Genomic DNA, 15457 nt, shown 5'->3' with positions numbered 1-15457 from the left:
CCTCAGCGCCTGATTGTAGCTTTGCCAGTTGGTGGTCTTGTAGGTCGTCTTCGGAGGTCTGCTCATGCTGCCCAGCTAGCATGCCGGATTCACAACATGAATCCTCCCGGATTTGCGCAACAACGCCGCTGATTGAGCACCACCGCCGCGGTCGAGGCGGTGGTGAGGGCGAGCACGGCGATGCCCCAGAGCGTGAAGAGCGGCGCGGCAAGGCGCGGGGGCCGTGCGATCTGTGCGGCCAGCGGCACCGAGGCGGCGAGCATCGCGATCTGCAGCGCGAGCGCCGCGTCGAAGAAGGCGCGCGGGCCGAGGTGTTCCGTCAGCGGTGCGATCAGCCCGGCCCAGAGCGGCGGGTAGACATAGGGAAAGGCGAGCTCCTGCGGCGCGGCGCCGAGGCTTGCACGCAGCGGCTCCCATTCCGTCGGGGTGCCGCCGAAGAACTCGGGCGGGGCGGCGTAGATCAGCGCCTCCTGCCCGGTGGCGGCGAAATGCCCGGCGAACCAGAGCGCGGCGAGATCATTCGCCCAGACCCCCTGCGCCCCCGCCCAGGTCCAGAGCGCCCAGAGCGCGAGCGCCGCCAGCGCGGCAAGGCGCAGCGCCGGCGCGGAACCGGTCGCGCCGGGGGCGGAGGAGGGGACAGGAGACATCGGCGATCACCTTCACGGGAGGTTCCTCTCCGGTTAGGCGCGAAATCGGGCCGAAATGAGGCGATTGTTTCCGTTTTCGCGCTGATCCCGCCACGCCCTGCGGCTTGACTTTGGCGGCCCGAAGCTGTTGATCGGGCCGACCGATCGAGATGCCCGGGAAAGGGGAGAATGATGCACGCCTATCGCAGCCACACCTGCGCCGCCCTCAGCGCCGCCGATGCAGGGAATGAGGTCCGCCTCGCGGGCTGGGTCCATCGCGTGCGAGATCACGGCGGCGTGCTCTTCATCGACCTGCGCGACCATTACGGCATGACGCAGATCCTGTGCGACGGCGACAGCGCCGCCTTCGCCGCGCTCGAAAAGGTGCGCGCCGAATTCGTGATCCGCGTCGATGGCCGGGTGAAGCTGCGTGATGCGAGCCTCGTGAACCCGAAGATCCCGACCGGTGAGATCGAGGTCTATGTGACCGATGTCGAGGTGCTTGGCCCGGTCGAGGGGGAACTGCCGCTGCCGGTCTTCGGCGAGCAGGAATACCCCGAGGAAACGCGCCTCACCTATCGCTTCCTCGACCTGCGCCGCGAGAGCCTGCACAACAACATGATCCTGCGTTCGAACGTGGTGCGTTCGCTGCGCAACCGGATGTGGTCCGCGGGCTTCAACGAGTTCCAGACGCCGATCATCACCGCCTCGTCGCCCGAAGGCGCGCGCGACTTCCTCGTGCCCTCGCGTCTGCACCCGGGCAAATTCTACGCGCTGCCGCAGGCGCCGCAGCAGTTCAAGCAGCTCATCATGGTGGCGGGCTTCGACCGTTACTTCCAGATCGCGCCCTGCTTCCGCGACGAAGACCCGCGCGCCGACCGCAGCCCGACCGACTTCTACCAGCTCGACGTCGAGATGAGCTTCGTGAAGCAGGAAGACGTCTTCGCCGCGGTGCAGCCGGTGATCCAGGGCGTGTTCGAGGAATTCGGCGGCGGCAAGACGGTCGACCCGGTCTGGCCGCTGATCGCCTACAAGGATTCGCTCCTCTGGTACGGCTCGGACAAGCCCGACCTGCGCAACCCGATCAAGATGGCCGATGTCAGCGAGCATTTCCGCGGCTCGGACTTCGGCATCTTCGCGAAGCTGCTCGAGAACGAGGGCACCGAGGTCCGCGCGATCCCGGCGCCGACCGGCGGCTCGCGCAAGTTCTGCGACCGGATGAACAGCTTTGCACAGGCCAATGGCCTGCCCGGCATGGGCTATATCTTCTGGCGCAAGGCCGAGAAGGGCGAGGGGATGGAGGCCGCCGGCCCGATCGCCAAGGCGCTCGGCGCCGAGCGCACCGAGGCGATCCGCACGCAGCTGAACCTGACCGAGGGCGATGCCGTCTTCTTCCTCGGCGGCAAGGCGGAGCAGTTCGAACCGGTCGCCGGCAAGGCCCGCAACGAGATCGGCCGCGAGCTGAAGCTCACCGAAGAGGGCTGCTTCAAATTCGCCTGGATCGTCGATTTCCCGATGTACGAGAAGGACGACGAGGGCAAGATCGACTTCTCGCACAACCCGTTCTCGATGCCGCAGGGCGGGCTCGAGGCGCTGAACGGCGATCCGCTCGAGGTGCTCGGCTATCAATACGACCTCGCCTGCAACGGCTATGAGCTGGTCTCGGGCGCGATCCGCAACCACCGCCCCGACATCATGTTCAAGGCCTTCGAACTCGCGGGCTATCCGCATACCGAGGTCGAGAAGCGCTTCGGCGGCATGGTCAAGGCGTTCAAGTTCGGCGCGCCCCCCCACGGTGGCTGCGCGGCGGGCATCGACCGCATCGTGATGCTGCTGGCCGACACCGCGAACATCCGCGAGGTCATCATGTTCCCGATGAACCAGCGCGCCGAAGACCTGATGATGGGCGCCCCTTCGGAACCCACCAACGAACAGCTGCGCGAATTGCGGCTGCGGGTGCTGCCGAAAGAGGCGTGAGCGCGCGCTTCACGCGAAGATGAGCGAAAGGGCGCCGGTATGATCCCCGGCGCCCTTTCCTTTTGCCCCCATATCTGGCGCAATCGGGGCAGGCGGTCGAGGAGGCGGTGATGGATTATGCGGTGCTCGCACCGGTGCGGTTCGGTTTCGGTCTTTCCCCGCGGCAAAAGCCGCCGGCGGCGCCGAAGGAGATCCTCGCGGCGCTCTCGGGGGCCGATGTGCTCGGCCAGCGCTGGCCCGGGATCACCACGCAGGAAGCGCTGCAGGTGCAGGACGATTTCCACGCGCGCAAGAAGGCCGCGGGGGAAAAGCCGCCGAAGCCCGCCGCGACCAAGGCCTTCGCCGAGCAGAAGGCGAAGATGAACGACATCCAGCTCGACAGTCTCAAGATCGCGCTGGCCCGCGCGGTCGAGGACCGCACCGGGATGCGCGAACGGCTGATGGCCTTCTGGCGCGACCATTTCACCGTGCAGGGCAAGCGCCGGCAGGATGTCGCGCTGGCCTGCTCGCATGCCGAATCGGCGGTGCGCCCCTATATCGCGACCAGCTTCCCCGAGATGCTGCGCGCGGCGACGCTGCATCCGATGATGCTGCTCTATCTCGACCAGGCGACGAGCTTCGGCCCGGATTCGGTGCTGGCGAAGAAGCGCCCCGACCGCAATCTCGGGCTGAACGAGAACCTCGCGCGCGAGCTGATGGAGCTGCATACGCTCGGCGTGAATGGCAGCTACACGCAGGATGACGTGCGCCAGTTGGCCGAGCTGCTGACCGGGTTGCGGGTGCGGCTGGGCGAGGGGATGGATTTCGAGCCGAAGCTCGCCGAGCCCGGCGCCGAACATGTGCTCGGCCGCGACTGGGGCGGCGATCCGGCGAAGCTTTCGGATATCGAGGCGGTGCTGACCACGCTCGCGCTGCACCCCGACACCGCGCGGCACCTGTCGCAAAAGCTTGCCGTGCATTTCGTCGGCCCCGAGCCCGACGCCGCGCTGACCGGCGCGATGGCGGAGGCCTATCTCGGTGCGAAAGGGGCGCTGCTGCCGGTCTATGAGGTGCTGCTCTCCCATCCCGCGGCGCTTGGCGAGAGTTTCGTCAAAGTGCGGCAACCCTTCGATTTTCTCGCCACCGGGATGCGCGCGCTCGGCCTCGACGGGCAGGCGGTGATGGCGTTCGACGGCGCGCAGATGCGCCGCTTCGGCTATTGGCCGCTGCGCGACATGGGGCAGAAATGGCTTGCCCCGCCCGGGCCGAACGGCTGGCCCGAGGAGAGCGCGGAATGGATCGCGCCGCAGCAGCTTTCGGCGCGGATCAACTGGGCGCTGCGTGCGCCGCGGGGCCTGACCGGTGCGGTGCCGGAGCCGGTGCCCTTTGCCGCCTCCGCGCTGGGCGCGCGGCTGAGCGAAAGCGTCGCGCAGGCCGTGCCGCGCGCCGAGACAAAGGCCGAGGGGGTTGCCCTCGTGCTGGCCTCCGCCGAGCTGAACAGGAGATAGGCCGATGATTTCTCGACGTTTCTTCCTTCAGGGCGCGGCCATTGCCGGCTGTTCGGCGGCGGCCCATCCGCTGATGAGCACGGTCACCCTGGCCGCGGCGCCGGGCGATCGGCGGCTTGTCGTCATCATTCTGCGCGGGGCGATGGACGGGCTCGACATCGTGCAGCCCTATGGCGATCCGCTGCTCGCGCAGCTGCGCCCCGATTTTGCGGTGGGCCCCGCGAAGGGGGCGCATGACCTCGACGGCTTCTTCGCGCTGAACCCGATCATGGGCGATCTGATGCCGATGTGGGCGGCGGGCGAGCTTGGCTTTGCCCATGCCGTCTCCACCCCCTATCGCGACAAGCGCAGCCATTTCGACGGGCAGGACATGCTCGAGGCGGGCACCGGCATGGATGTGCCGCTCGCGCTGGTGCGCGACGGCTGGCTCAACCGGCTGTTGCAGAACATGCCCGGGGTGCGCGCCGAGACCGCCTATTCGGTCGGGGGCGACGAGCTGAAGGTGCTCGAGGGCAAGGCCCCCTCGATGAGCTGGGCGCCCGATGCCTGGCTTGGCCTGTCGGCGCAGGGGCGGCTGCTGCTCGACCAGATCTATCACGACGATCCGCTGTTCCGCGATGCCGCGACGCAGGCGGTGGCGATCAGCGGCGAGACCGCGGACGAGACCGACGAGGCGATGTTGCCGGGCGAGGCGGCGGCGGCGGGGATGAAGGCGGGCGGCAAGGCGCCGGCCGGCAAGGCCGATCCCGATGCGCCCCCGGCGGAGGATCCGCTCGCGAAATTCGCGGCCGGGCGGCTGCGCGGCGAAAGCCGGATCGCGGCCTTCTCGCTCAACGGCTGGGACACGCACCGGGCGCAATCCTCGGTGATCCGCTCCCCGGCGCGGCAGCTGGTGGCGATGCTCACCACGCTGAAGAAGGAGCTTGGCCCGGTCTGGGGCGAGACGCTGGTGCTTGCGATGACGGAATTCGGCCGCACCGCGCGGCAGAACGGTTCGCTCGGCACCGATCACGGCACCGGCGGGGCGATGGTGATGGCGGGCGGCGCGCTGAAAGGTCGCAAGGTCTATGGCAAATGGCCGGGGCTGAGCGATGCCGAGCTCTACGCCGGGCGCGACCTGATGCCGACCGCGGATATCCGCGCCTATGCGGGCTGGGCGCTTTCGGGGATGTTCGGCACCTCGCGGTCGCTTCTCGAGGAGACGGTCTTCCCGGGGCTCGATCTCGGAACGGACCCGAAATTCCTGGCCTGAGCGGGCTGGTTCCGGCGTGATCGCGCCGGAACCGATTGATTTCAGGCGAAGAAATGCGTCCAGGCGGTGCCGCCGATCGCCACGGCGAGGCTGAGCGCGCCAAGGCTGAACACCGTCCAATGCGTCGCCTCGATGAGGCGGTCGTTGCTGAAGATGCGGATCGCGTGGTCTTTCATTCTCGTCTCCGGGCAGCGGGATAGGGGCAATCTCGCGTCGAATTGCGGCAGCTTTCGGGAGGGAATCGTGCGCTTTGGCGGCGATTGCCTGCGCGCGCGCGCCACGCTAGCGTGAGGCAAACGGAGGAGCAGCCATGGCGGAACGCGCAGTCGGAGAGATCGTCGAAAACTGGGTCGCGCCGCGTCTGCCCGATGCGCCGGTGCTCGAGGGGCGCTGGGCCCGGCTCGAGCGGCTCGAGGAGCGCCATGCCCATGCGCTCTTTCGCGCCAATGCCGAGGATGACGCGATCTGGGATTACCTGCCCTATGGGCCGTTCCCCTCCGAGGTCGGATATATGCGCTGGGTCAAGGACATGGCCGGCGCGCGCGATCCGTTCTTCTATGCGGTGACCGACCGCGAGAGCGGGCTCGCAGGTGGCGTGATGTCCTATCTGCGCATCACCCCGGAGGTCGGCGTGATCGAGCTCGGCCATATCAACCTCTCCCCCCGGCTGCAGCAGACGCGCGCCGCGACCGAGGCGATGATCCTGATGATCGCCTGGGCCTTCGAGGCGGGCTATCGTCGTTTCGAATGGAAATGCGACGCGCTGAACCTGCCCTCGCGCCGCGCGGCGGAGCGGCTCGGGCTCAGCTACGAAGGCACCTTCCGGCAGGCGACGATCGTGAAGGGGCGCAACCGCGACACCGCCTGGTTTGCCGCGACCGACAAGGATTGGCCGGCGTTGCAGGTGGCCTATGACGCCTGGCTCGACCCGGCGAATTTCGACGCCGAGGGGGGGCAGCGGGAGCGGCTCTCCGATCTCACCCGCCTCGTGCGCGTGTCGTCCGATCCGGTGCTGGCCGGGCGCTGAGCCGCGGCTCAGAACCCCGCGGCAGCGGCGAGCCGGTCCTGCACGATGCCCGAAAGCCGCGAGATCGCCGCCGGTTCGGGGGCGCGGCCAAGTTCCTCCGCCGCGGTCTCCAGCGCGGGGTCGCGCGCGGAGCGGGCGATGCCGGTGAGGAAATGCGCGACGTAATCGGTCGCGGCGCGGTCATGCGCGGCGGCGAGCACCTCGGCGACATGGTGCAGATCGTCGCGCAGCGCGAGCGGATCGGGCAGGATCAGGTCATCCTTCACCAGATGCGGCCCGTTCGGGCGATTGCCGTCCTGCAGGATCTGCAGCACCACCTGCTGGAACCGGGTGAGCGATTCGAGCGGCTTGGCGAGGAAGGCATCGGCGCCGGCGAGCATCGCCTCCGCTTCGGCATTCGGATCGCCCGAGAGGCCGAGCACGGCGGGCACCGGCGCGGCCATCGCCTTCACCTCGCGGATCAGATCGGCGCCCGACCCGTCGGGCAGGCCCATGTCGACGACGACCACCCCGGGGCGATAGGTCTGCAGATGACGATGCGCCGAGCGCAGGCAATCGGCGCGTCGGATCCGCGCGCCCGAGCGCAGACAGAGCAATCGCATCGCCTCCGAGGCGAAGCGGCTGTCTTCCACCAGCAGCACGGTCAGCCCGATGAGGGGGCGGTCCACCGTGGCAGGGCGGGAGGCGAGGAATGGGGTCAGATCGTCGGTCATGGTTTCACCTCGGCTCTTAGGACGATTCGGGTTCCTTTCCGGAATCGGGTTCACGGGAAGTAAACAGCCCATTTGGCTAACGGCGGGTTAATGGCCCCGGCCTCATCGCGCTTGCATCACGCCCCCGCGGCCCCTATCCCAAGGGGAGCAAATGGAGGCCCCCATGATCGGACGTCTGAACCATGTCGCCATCGCTGTCCCCGACCTCGAGGCGGCATCGGCGCAATACCGCGACACCCTTGGCGCGAAGGTGAACCCGCCGCAGGACGAGCCGGACCACGGCGTCACCGTGGTTTTCATCGAACTGCCGAACACCAAGATCGAGCTGCTTTATCCGCTGGGCGAGAATTCCCCGATCCAGGGCTTCCTCGACAAGAACCCCTCGGGCGGCATCCACCACATGTGCTTCGAGGTCGACGACATCCTCGCCGCGCGCGACAAGCTCAAGGCGGAGGGCGCGCGCGTGCTCGGCAGCGGCGAGCCGAAGATCGGCGCCCATGGCAAGCCTGTGCTCTTCCTGCACCCGAAGGATTTCAACGGCTGCCTGATCGAGCTCGAGCAGGTCTGATGAACCTCACCGGCGGCATCGTCCTTTTCGCCGTGATCTGGTTCATGGTGTTTTTCGTGGTGCTGCCGATCCGCTTCAAAAGCCAGGAGGAGGCGGGCGAGGTCGTTCCCGGCACGCCCCCCTCCGCCCCTGCCGACGCGCAGATCGGGCGCAAGGCGAAGATCACCACGCTGATCGCGGTGCCGATCTGGGCGGCGCTGGCCGGGGTGATCCTGTTCGGCGGGCTCACCATCCACGACATCGACTTCTATCACCGGCTGCACGACTGAGGCCGGCGCGAAATTTCACGGGGGTCGGGATTATTCCCGGCCCCCGGTCGTTTTCCTTGTGGTCTCAACAGGGAGAGCTGACCATGAAACGGATTGCGATGACGGTTGCGGCGATGCTGATGGCGGGGGCGGCGTTGGCCGATCCCGCGAGCGTGGCGGAAACCGCGAAGGGCAAGACCTTCGTCGACGCGAAAGGCATGACGCTTTACACTTTCGACAAGGACGCGGGCGGCAAATCGGCCTGCAACGGCCCCTGCGCCACGAACTGGCCGCCGCTTCTGGCGGAGGGCGATGCGATGGCGATGGGGGAGTGGACCGTGATCACCCGCGACGATGGCGCGAAGCAATGGGCCTATGACGGCAAGCCGCTTTACACCTGGGCGAAGGACGCGAAGCCGGGCGACATCACCGGCGACGGGTTCAACGGCGTCTGGCATGTCGCGCAGCCCTAAGCGATGACCAGCGCGCGCAACCGGCACCTGATCGAGGCGCAGATCCCCGCGCTGCGCCGCTTCGCCCATGCGCTGGCGCGCGATGCGGCGCTGGCGGATGACCTCGTGCAGGAGTGCCTGTTGCGCGCGCTTTCGCGCTGGCATCTGTTGCGCAGCGGGCCCGAGCTGCGGGCCTGGCTGTTTAGGGTGCTGCGCAACCTTTACATCGACACGCTGCGCCGGCAGGGGCGGCGCGGCGGGCCGAGCCTCGATCTCGTGCCCGAGCCGGTGGCGCCGGGCAGCGCCGAGGGGGCGATCGAGCTCACCGAGGTGCTCGCCGCGCTCTGGCGCCTGCCGATCGAACAGCGCGAGGCGATCCTGCTCGTCGGTGTCGAGGGCTTCGGCTACGAGGAAGCGGCGGGGATTGCGGGGGTGCCGCTGGGCACGCTGATGTCGCGGCTCGCGCGCGGGCGCGCCGCACTGCGGGCGCTGACCGGACGCGAGGAGAAGAGGGCGACGCCCGGGGCGCCGGGCGGATTGCGGAGGGTGAAATGAGTGGCAACTTTTCTCAGGCCGAGATCCAGGCCTTTCTCGACGACCGGCTGGCGCCGGAGCGCCGCGCCGCGCTCGAGGCGCATCTCGCCGCCGACCCGGATCTGCGCGCGGTGCTTGACGCACAGGCCGCGGATCTGGCCGCCCTGCGCGCGGCGCTCGCGCCGAAGGCGGCGGAGCCGGTGCCCGACCGGCTGAGCCTCACCGCGCTCGAGGCAGGCCTCGCGCGCCGCCAGGGCGCGGGGCTGCGCCGGATCGCCGCCGGGGTTCTGATTTTCGCGCTGGGCCTTGGCGCGGGCCTCGGCCTTGCGCCGCGGGGCGCTGCGCCCGCCGCGGGCGAGGCCCGGCTTACGAATGAGGCGCAGCTTGCCTATGCGGTCTATTCGGTCGAGGTCGCGCATCCGGTCGAGGTTTCGGCGGCCGAGCAGGATCATCTGATGGCCTGGCTCTCGAAACGGCTCGGCCGCAAGCTTATCGCGCCGGATCTCTCCGCGCAGGGCTTTGCGCTGATGGGCGGGCGGCTTTTGCCGGCAGACAGCGGCCCGGCCGCGCAGCTGATGTATGAGGATGCCTCGGGCCGGCGCGCGACGCTTTACATTGCCGCGGTGGCGGGCAAGGAAAGCGCCTTCCGCTTTGCCGAAGGGCCGGATGGGGTGTCGAGCCTCACCTGGCTCGACGGCGGTTATGGCTGCGCGATCTCGGCGCCGATGGGGCGCGCGGCGCTCTGGCCGCTGGCCGAGGCCGCCTATCGCGCGCTGTCGCTGTAATCGCGCCGCGCGAGCGCGTGGAATAGGTGGGTGAAGGCCGCGGCCCCCACCACCGGCACCACGAGGTTGAGGAGCGGCACGGCGAGCGGCACCGCCATCAGCGCGCCCGCCGCCCAGACGGTGAGCTTGTTGCGCTGATAGAATGCCATCGCCTGCGGCTTGTCCATCCGCCGGAAGGCCGCCATCTGGAAATACTCGCGCCCGAGCAGATAGCCGTTCAGCCCGAAGAATAGCAGCGGCGCGAAGGGGATCACGAAAGGGTAGATGATCAGCGCGATCAGGTTCGCGCCGAGCACCACGCCGAAGAAGCGCATCGTGTCGCCCAGCCCCTCGACGAAGCCCATCGGGCGCACCTTCGGCAGGGTCGGATAATGTTCCGCCTCGACCATCTCGGCCACGTCCTCGAGGAAGAACCCGGTGAAGGCGGAGGCGACCGGCACCATCAGGAAGATCGAGGCGACGAGCATCAGCCCAAAGCTGGCCCAGCCCGCGGCGGCATGGAGAAAGCTCACCGGCCCGATCCAGGGCAGGGTGATCGTGTCGGGCAGCAGGAGATCGGCAAGCCCGGTCAGCGCCAGGAACAGCGCGACGAACAGGCCCAGCGCAAGCGCCACGCCGATCGCGAGGATCTTCATCGCGCCGGGGCGCATCAGGTCGCCCCAGCCGCGCAGGTAAGATGTCAGGATCATGCGGTCATCCACGTGACGATCTCGCCCAGAACCGGGCGCGGGCGTTCGGGCGGGGCGGCTTTCTCGGTGCCGATATGGATCAGCCCGGCAACCCATTCGCCCTCCTGCAGGCCAAAGGCGGGGGCGGCGAAACGGAGATCGTGCGCGACCCAGCCGGTAAGCCAGCTCGCCCCCCAACCGGCGGCAAGCGCGGCATTGACGAGGCTCACCCCGGCCGCGCCGACCGAAAGGGTCTGCTCGATCTCGGGCACCTTCTCGCTCTGCTTCGGCACCGCGATCAGCGCGATGCAAAGCGGGCTTTGCGCGAATTGGCCCACGCCCTTCGCCGCGACATCCTCGGGCAGGCCATGGTTCGCGGCAAAGACCGCGGCATCATCGGCAAGCCGCTCGAGCGCGGGCTTCTCGATCACCACGAAACGCCAGGGCTCGAGCTTGCCGTGATCGGGCACGCGGGCGGCGGCGGTGAGGATCTCGGTGATCCCGTCGCGATCGGGGGCCGGCGCGGTTAGCATCTTCGGCGGGCGCGAGCGGCGCGTGAGCAGGAAGCGCAGCGCCTCCTCGTTGCGGAGGGCGGGGTTGATCGTGTCGGGGGAAATGGTCATCGCGGGTCTCCTGTCGCCTCCGATGTGGGCCGGGGCGCGGGCGATTGCAAGCGTCAGAGCCCGAATTCGGCGGCGAGCGCGCCGATGTAATCGCTCACCCCGGCGACCCAGCGCGCGCCCGGCTGACGCGCCCCGATCGTCGCGCCGAGCGGGTCGGGGGCACTTGCGCTGGCGCCCGAGAGCGCCTCGATCACCGCATGGCCGCAGAACGGCACATGCACCTCGGAATAGCCGCCCTCATGCACCAGAGCGAGGCGCCCGCCGCAAAGCGCCCCGGCCGCGGCCATCGCGCGATGGGTGAGCGCGCGATAGCTTTCGCCGCGCAAAAGCATCCGGCCGAGCGGATCCATCGCGGAGGCGTCGAAGCCGCAGGCGATCACGATCGCCTCGGGCGCGTGGCGGGCGAGGGCCGGGGCGACGATCCGGTCCCAGACCTCGAGATAGCTTTCCTCGCCGCAGCCGGGCGGCAGCGGGACGTTGATGTTCGCCCCCTCCGCGCCGCGCGTCAGCACGCCGCCGGTGTCGAGCGGATAGTTGAACTCCTGATGGATCGAGAGCGTCAGCACCCGCGGATCGTCGAGAAAGATCGCCTCCGTGCCATTGCCGTGATGCACGTCCCAGTCGACGACGGCGATGCGTTGCACCAGCCCCGCCGCCTGCGCCGCGCGGATCGCGATGGCGATGTTGTTCAGCAGGCAGAACCCGTTCGGCCAGTCGGGCAGGCAGTGATGCCCGGGCGGGCGCGAGAGCGCATAGGCGTTCTCCGCCCGCCCTTCGAGCACGGCGAAAAGCGCGGCCTTCGCCAGCCCCGCGGAAAGCGCCGCGATCTCGTAGCCGCCCGGACCGAAGGGCGCGCGCAGGCCCAGCTCGCCGCCGCTGCGGTCCGAGGCGGCCTTGAAGGCATCGAGATAGCGATCGGGATGCACGCGGGCGAGATCCTCGCGCGTCGCGGCCGGCGCCGAGCCGGCATCGACCTCGGCCAGAAGCCCGGTCACCCGCATCAGGTTCAGAAGGCGCCGCTTCGTCTCCGGGCTCTCGGGCAGGCCGCCGCCGGGCTGCACGAGCCCCCCCACCGGCAGCGTCAGCGCGTAATTCCCGCCGCCGTGCCAGAAACATCTCTCGTCATGGAAAAAGGCGGTGCGCATGGATTTCCCCCTCGCCCGGAACTATGAGGAAAGGATGACCGAGCTGAGCCATCTTGCCAAGAGCGGCGCGGAGATCGCGCTGCGCGTCACGCCGAAAGCCTCGCGCAATGCGATCGTCGCGGGCGAGGAGGGCTTGCGCGCCTATGTCACCGTGGTGCCCGAGGACGGCAAGGCGAATGCGGCGGTGGCGAAACTGCTCGCGAAGGCACTCGGCATCGCGAAGACGCGGCTCACGCTCGTGCGCGGCCAGACCTCGCGCGACAAGGTCTTCCGCATCGACTGAGCGGGCCGGGCAGGGGCGCCGCCCCTCCTGGCCTGACGGTCCGTTCACCCCGGGATATTTCCGCACTTCGGAAGCCCGTTTCCAAAGTGCCCAAATATCCCGGGGGGCTCCGCAGGAGCGGGGGCAGCGCCCCCTCGACCGCTTGGCACGGGCGCGGATGCCGTCTTCTACAGAGCGGAAATATCCCGGGGGACGGCGCAGCCGGGGGGCAGCGCCCCCGCGCCGGCGCCCAAGCTCAGGTCGCGTCGGGCTGGCGCAGCCGGTAGACGCCCTCGGGCAGGTTCAGCGCAGCGGCGAGTTCGCGCAGCTGCGCATGGGAGAACACGACGCGCACGACCTGGTCGGTCTGGTCGTCGAGCTGTTCGAGCACGACGCAATCCTCGAAGGACTGGATCGTGATGTCCTCCTGCAGGTAGTCGCGCGGATCGTCCCCCTCGTCGACGAGGGTGATCACGGTGGCGTCGAATTCGTGCTCGATGGTAAACATGTCCCCATGCTAGCGCGCCGGCGGGCGCACGCAAGCCAAACATTTCGGTGAAGCCGCATGCGCCCCCTAGGCGTCGGCGTGCCGGGGTTGTAGCATCCCGCCCATGGCCCTTTTCCGCCCCGCATCGAGATGATCGCTTTCCTTCGCCACCGCTTTGCCCTCGTTGCGCTGCCGCTGCTGCTTGCCGCCTGCGAGGCGCCGATGCCCAGCACGCGCCCGGCGCCGGTCACCCCGGCCGCGCCGGTGGTGAGTTCGGAAGCGCGCGACCTCTCGCCGCGCCAGGCGGCGGCGAATTTCGTCGCCGTGGCCGAGGCGATGGAGCCGAAGATCGAGGCGGAATGCCGCGCCCGCACCAAGGGCGCGCGCGATTGCGATTACCGGATCATGGTCGACGATCGCCCCGATCCCGATCCGAACGCCTTCCAGACGCTCGACAAGCAGGGCCGCCCGATCGTCGCCTTCAACCTCGCGCTGATCGCGCAGGCGCGCAACCGCGACGAGCTCGCCTTCGTCATGGGGCATGAGGCGGCGCATTACATCCTCGGCCATCTCGAGGCGAAATCGGCCGATGCCTCGGCCGGGGCGCTGATCCTCGGCGTGCTCGCGGCGGCCTCGGGCGGGGATGCGGCCGATATTTCCCATGCGCAGAACGTGGGGGCCAATGTCGGCTCGCGCGCCTATTCGAAGGAATACGAGCTGCAGGCCGACCGGCTCGGCGCGATCATCGCCTGGGACGCGGGCTACGACCCGGAAAAGGGCGCGCAGTTCTTCCTGCGCATCGCCGATCCGGGCGACGCCTTCCTCGGCACCCATCCGGCCAATGCCGCCCGTATCGCAATCGTGCGCAAGACCGTGGCCGAGCTCAAGGCGGGCGAGATCTGAGCGGGAACCGGTGGCCGGTCGCACGCATTGCCCTGCAAGGGGGCAGGCGATGATGAACATGTCGAAAGGGCGCTGGCGGCTGAGCCGGCTGATGCGCCAGATCTGGGTGCCGGTCGCCCTGATGGGGGTGCTCGCGCTTGTCACCGCGCTTGGGGCCGCCGTGATCGGGCGCGCCCTCCCCGAAGGGGCGGTGACGAAGATCGGCGCCGATGCGGTGCTGACGATCCTGCAGATCATCGCCTCGTCGATGCTTGCCGTCACCACCTTCTCGCTCTCGATCATGGTCAGCGCCTTTGGTTCGGCGGCCAGCGGGGCGACGCCGCGCGCGCTTGCGCTGCTGCAATCGGACCGCACGACGCAGCGGGTGCTGGCCTGTTTCATCGGCGCCTTCGTCTATGCCATCGTCGGCATCATCGCGCTGCAGACGCGGATCTACGGCGAGGCCGGGCGCTTCGTGCTTTTCGTCGTCACCCTGGGCGTGATCGCGCTGGTGATCGGCATGCTTCTGCGCTGGGTGCAGCATCTCACCGTCTTCGGTCTGCTCTCCGACACGATCTCGCGCGTCGAGCGCGCCGCCGCCGCGGCGATCGCCGAACGCGCGGCCGATCCGCGGCTGGGCTGCGCGCGCTGGCAGCAGGTGCCGCCCGGCGCCTTCGAGGTGCGGGCGGCGCGCACCGGTCATGTGCAGCATCTCGACACCGCGCAGCTGCAGGCCGTCGCGGCGCGGCAGGGCTGCCGGATCTGGGTGCTGGCCGAGCCGGGCAGCTTCGTGCATCCGGCGCGCGCGCTGCTTGCCTGCGACGCGCTGCCGGGCGATGCGGAGGCGCGCCGCGCGCTCGAGGAGGCGCTGCGCGCGGCCTTCACCATCGCCCATGCCCGCAGCCATGACCAGGATCCGCGCTTCGGCCTCATCACGCTGGCCGAGATCGCCTCGCGCGCGCTCAGCCCCGCGGTGAACGACCCGGGCACTGCGCTCGACATCCTGTCGCGGCTGGCGCGGGTGCTGGGCGAATGGCGTCCGGCGCCGCTGCCCGAGCTGCGCCATGACCGGGTGTTCCTGGCCGAGCTCGCGCCCGAGGCGCTGTTGCGCGACGCCTTCCATGCGATCGGGCGCGATGGCGCGGCGATGATCGAGGTGGCGCTGCGGCTGCAGCAGGTGCTGGCTGCGCTGGCGGCGATCGCGCCGCGCGATTTCGCCCCGGCCGCCGCGGTGCAGGCGCACCGTGCGGCGGAATTCGCCGCGGCGGCGCTGCTGCTCGAGGAGGATCGCGCCCGGATCGCGGCGCTTGCGGAACGAACGGCGCAGGGGGCTTGATCTGAATCATGGCATCCCGGGGCTCTGGCGGCGAATGTGCCGCCGAAGCCACCGGAAGGGACTGCGATGTTCGGACTGAAAACACTCAACCGTCATGCCGCCTTGATGAATCGCATGGCGCAGGTGCTTGGCGTCGATCTCACCGAGGCGATGGCGAAGCGGCATCTCTCGGGCGACGAATGGCGCGAGGCGGTGATCCGCTGCACCAGCTGCTGCGATCCGGAAAGCTGCCAGCACTGGCTTGCCGATCACGATGCGCCCGAGGCGCATGACGGCGAGGCGACGGCCGAGGTCGCGCCGGAATATTGCAACAACCGGCTGATGATGGCGCGGCTGCGCGCGATCCTGACGGAGGAACCGGAGGCCCCGCTGGCCTGAGCGAAGG

The 15457-nt window shown here is 69.1% G+C and carries 20 protein-coding genes; 13 read left to right on the top strand and 7 right to left on the bottom strand.

Features of this window, described 5'->3' with window-relative positions; translation table 11 throughout:
• Positions 1-89: 89 nt before the first annotated feature.
• Entirely contained in the window at positions 90-647 is a 558-nt protein-coding gene (locus AB7U46_RS09150) for a hypothetical protein (protein WP_428336653.1), read from the bottom strand.
• A gap of 171 nt (positions 648-818) precedes the next feature.
• Here AB7U46_RS09150 and aspS point away from each other — a divergent pair, with 171 nt between their 5' ends.
• The 3 genes from aspS (at position 819) to AB7U46_RS09135 (ending at position 5342) form a co-directional block, all read left to right on the top strand.
• Entirely contained in the window at positions 819-2603 is a 1785-nt protein-coding gene (gene aspS / locus AB7U46_RS09145; protein WP_428336652.1) for an aspartate--tRNA ligase, read from the top strand.
• A gap of 110 nt (positions 2604-2713) precedes the next feature.
• Positions 2714-4090 (top strand): DUF1800 domain-containing protein, encoded by a 1377-nt coding sequence (locus AB7U46_RS09140; RefSeq protein WP_428336651.1) that lies wholly within the window; start codon positions 2714-2716, stop codon positions 4088-4090.
• A 4-nt stretch (positions 4091-4094) separates the two neighbouring features.
• Positions 4095-5342, top strand: coding sequence for a DUF1501 domain-containing protein (locus AB7U46_RS09135; RefSeq protein WP_428336650.1), 1248 nt, complete (start codon positions 4095-4097; stop codon positions 5340-5342).
• A 41-nt stretch (positions 5343-5383) separates the two neighbouring features.
• Here AB7U46_RS09135 and AB7U46_RS09130 read toward each other — a convergent pair whose 3' ends face one another.
• Complete coding sequence (locus AB7U46_RS09130; protein WP_428336649.1) at positions 5384-5518, bottom strand: hypothetical protein; 135 nt, start codon at positions 5516-5518, stop codon at positions 5384-5386.
• Between the two features lie 134 nt (positions 5519-5652).
• Between AB7U46_RS09130 and AB7U46_RS09125 the strand changes: the two genes are divergently transcribed.
• Positions 5653-6369 carry a GNAT family N-acetyltransferase gene (locus tag AB7U46_RS09125; RefSeq protein ID WP_428336648.1) on the top strand — a complete coding sequence of 239 codons (717 nt, stop codon included), beginning with the start codon at positions 5653-5655 and terminating at the stop codon, positions 6367-6369.
• 8 nt (positions 6370-6377) lie between these two features.
• Here the strand turns inward: AB7U46_RS09125 and AB7U46_RS09120 are convergent, their stop codons facing one another.
• The gene (locus tag AB7U46_RS09120; protein ID WP_428336647.1) at positions 6378-7082 is read right to left on the bottom strand and encodes a response regulator; all 705 of its coding nucleotides are present in this window, start codon (positions 7080-7082) and stop codon (positions 6378-6380) included.
• A 163-nt stretch (positions 7083-7245) separates the two neighbouring features.
• On the opposite strand from AB7U46_RS09120, the gene mce reads away from it, so the two are divergent.
• From mce to AB7U46_RS09095, 5 genes are all read left to right on the top strand, one after another.
• Positions 7246-7650, top strand: coding sequence for a methylmalonyl-CoA epimerase (gene mce, locus AB7U46_RS09115; protein WP_428336646.1), 405 nt, complete (start codon positions 7246-7248; stop codon positions 7648-7650).
• Positions 7650-7919, top strand: coding sequence for a DUF1467 family protein (locus AB7U46_RS09110; RefSeq protein WP_428336645.1), 270 nt, complete (start codon positions 7650-7652; stop codon positions 7917-7919). The genes mce and AB7U46_RS09110 overlap by 1 nt, the downstream gene beginning before the upstream one ends.
• Positions 7920-8002: 83 nt before the next feature.
• Positions 8003-8371 (top strand): COG4315 family predicted lipoprotein, encoded by a 369-nt coding sequence (locus AB7U46_RS09105; protein WP_428336644.1) that lies wholly within the window; start codon positions 8003-8005, stop codon positions 8369-8371.
• A 3-nt stretch (positions 8372-8374) separates the two neighbouring features.
• Positions 8375-8905: a sigma-70 family RNA polymerase sigma factor gene (locus tag AB7U46_RS09100; protein ID WP_428336643.1), complete on the top strand. Its 531-nt coding sequence runs from the start codon at positions 8375-8377 to the stop codon at positions 8903-8905.
• Positions 8902-9669, top strand: a complete 768-nt coding sequence (locus tag AB7U46_RS09095) for an anti-sigma factor family protein (protein ID WP_428336642.1) — start codon at positions 8902-8904, stop codon at positions 9667-9669. The genes AB7U46_RS09100 and AB7U46_RS09095 overlap by 4 nt, the downstream gene beginning before the upstream one ends.
• Here AB7U46_RS09095 and AB7U46_RS09090 read toward each other — a convergent pair.
• From AB7U46_RS09090 to AB7U46_RS09080, 3 genes are read right to left on the bottom strand one after another with little or no spacing between them, the layout of a single operon-like run.
• Positions 9648-10358: an EI24 domain-containing protein gene (locus AB7U46_RS09090; protein WP_428336641.1), complete on the bottom strand. Its 711-nt coding sequence runs from the start codon at positions 10356-10358 to the stop codon at positions 9648-9650. The genes AB7U46_RS09095 and AB7U46_RS09090 overlap by 22 nt on opposite strands.
• Positions 10355-10960 (bottom strand): nitroreductase family protein, encoded by a 606-nt coding sequence (locus AB7U46_RS09085; protein WP_428336640.1) that lies wholly within the window; start codon positions 10958-10960, stop codon positions 10355-10357. Before AB7U46_RS09085 ends, AB7U46_RS09090 begins: the two co-directional genes overlap by 4 nt.
• Positions 10961-11013: 53 nt before the next feature.
• Entirely contained in the window at positions 11014-12105 is a 1092-nt protein-coding gene (locus AB7U46_RS09080) for a class II histone deacetylase (protein ID WP_428336639.1), read from the bottom strand.
• 34 nt (positions 12106-12139) lie between these two features.
• On the opposite strand from AB7U46_RS09080, the gene AB7U46_RS09075 reads away from it, so the two are divergent.
• A complete protein-coding gene (locus AB7U46_RS09075) occupies positions 12140-12388 on the top strand; it encodes a DUF167 domain-containing protein (RefSeq protein ID WP_428336638.1) in 249 nt (82 codons plus the stop codon).
• A gap of 235 nt (positions 12389-12623) precedes the next feature.
• Here the strand turns inward: AB7U46_RS09075 and AB7U46_RS09070 are convergent, their stop codons facing one another.
• Complete coding sequence (locus tag AB7U46_RS09070) at positions 12624-12875, bottom strand: hypothetical protein (protein WP_428336637.1); 252 nt, start codon at positions 12873-12875, stop codon at positions 12624-12626.
• A 129-nt stretch (positions 12876-13004) separates the two neighbouring features.
• On the opposite strand from AB7U46_RS09070, the gene AB7U46_RS09065 reads away from it, so the two are divergent.
• The 3 genes from AB7U46_RS09065 to AB7U46_RS09055 all read left to right on the top strand — a co-directional run bounded on the left by AB7U46_RS09065 (position 13005) and on the right by AB7U46_RS09055 (position 15450).
• Positions 13005-13757, top strand: coding sequence for a M48 family metallopeptidase (locus tag AB7U46_RS09065; protein WP_428336636.1), 753 nt, complete (start codon positions 13005-13007; stop codon positions 13755-13757).
• 52 nt (positions 13758-13809) lie between these two features.
• Positions 13810-15072: a DUF2254 domain-containing protein gene (locus AB7U46_RS09060; RefSeq protein ID WP_428336635.1), complete on the top strand. Its 1263-nt coding sequence runs from the start codon at positions 13810-13812 to the stop codon at positions 15070-15072.
• A gap of 66 nt (positions 15073-15138) precedes the next feature.
• Entirely contained in the window at positions 15139-15450 is a 312-nt protein-coding gene (locus AB7U46_RS09055) for a DUF6455 family protein (protein WP_428336634.1), read from the top strand.
• The last annotated feature ends 7 nt before the right edge of the window (positions 15451-15457 follow it).

Source organism: Paenirhodobacter sp. (assembly GCF_050177655.1).
Taxonomy (GTDB): Bacteria; Pseudomonadota; Alphaproteobacteria; order Rhodobacterales; family Rhodobacteraceae; genus Rhodobacter.
Note: the sequence above shows the minus strand (reverse complement) of the source record. Positions and strands in the feature narration are given on the sequence as shown.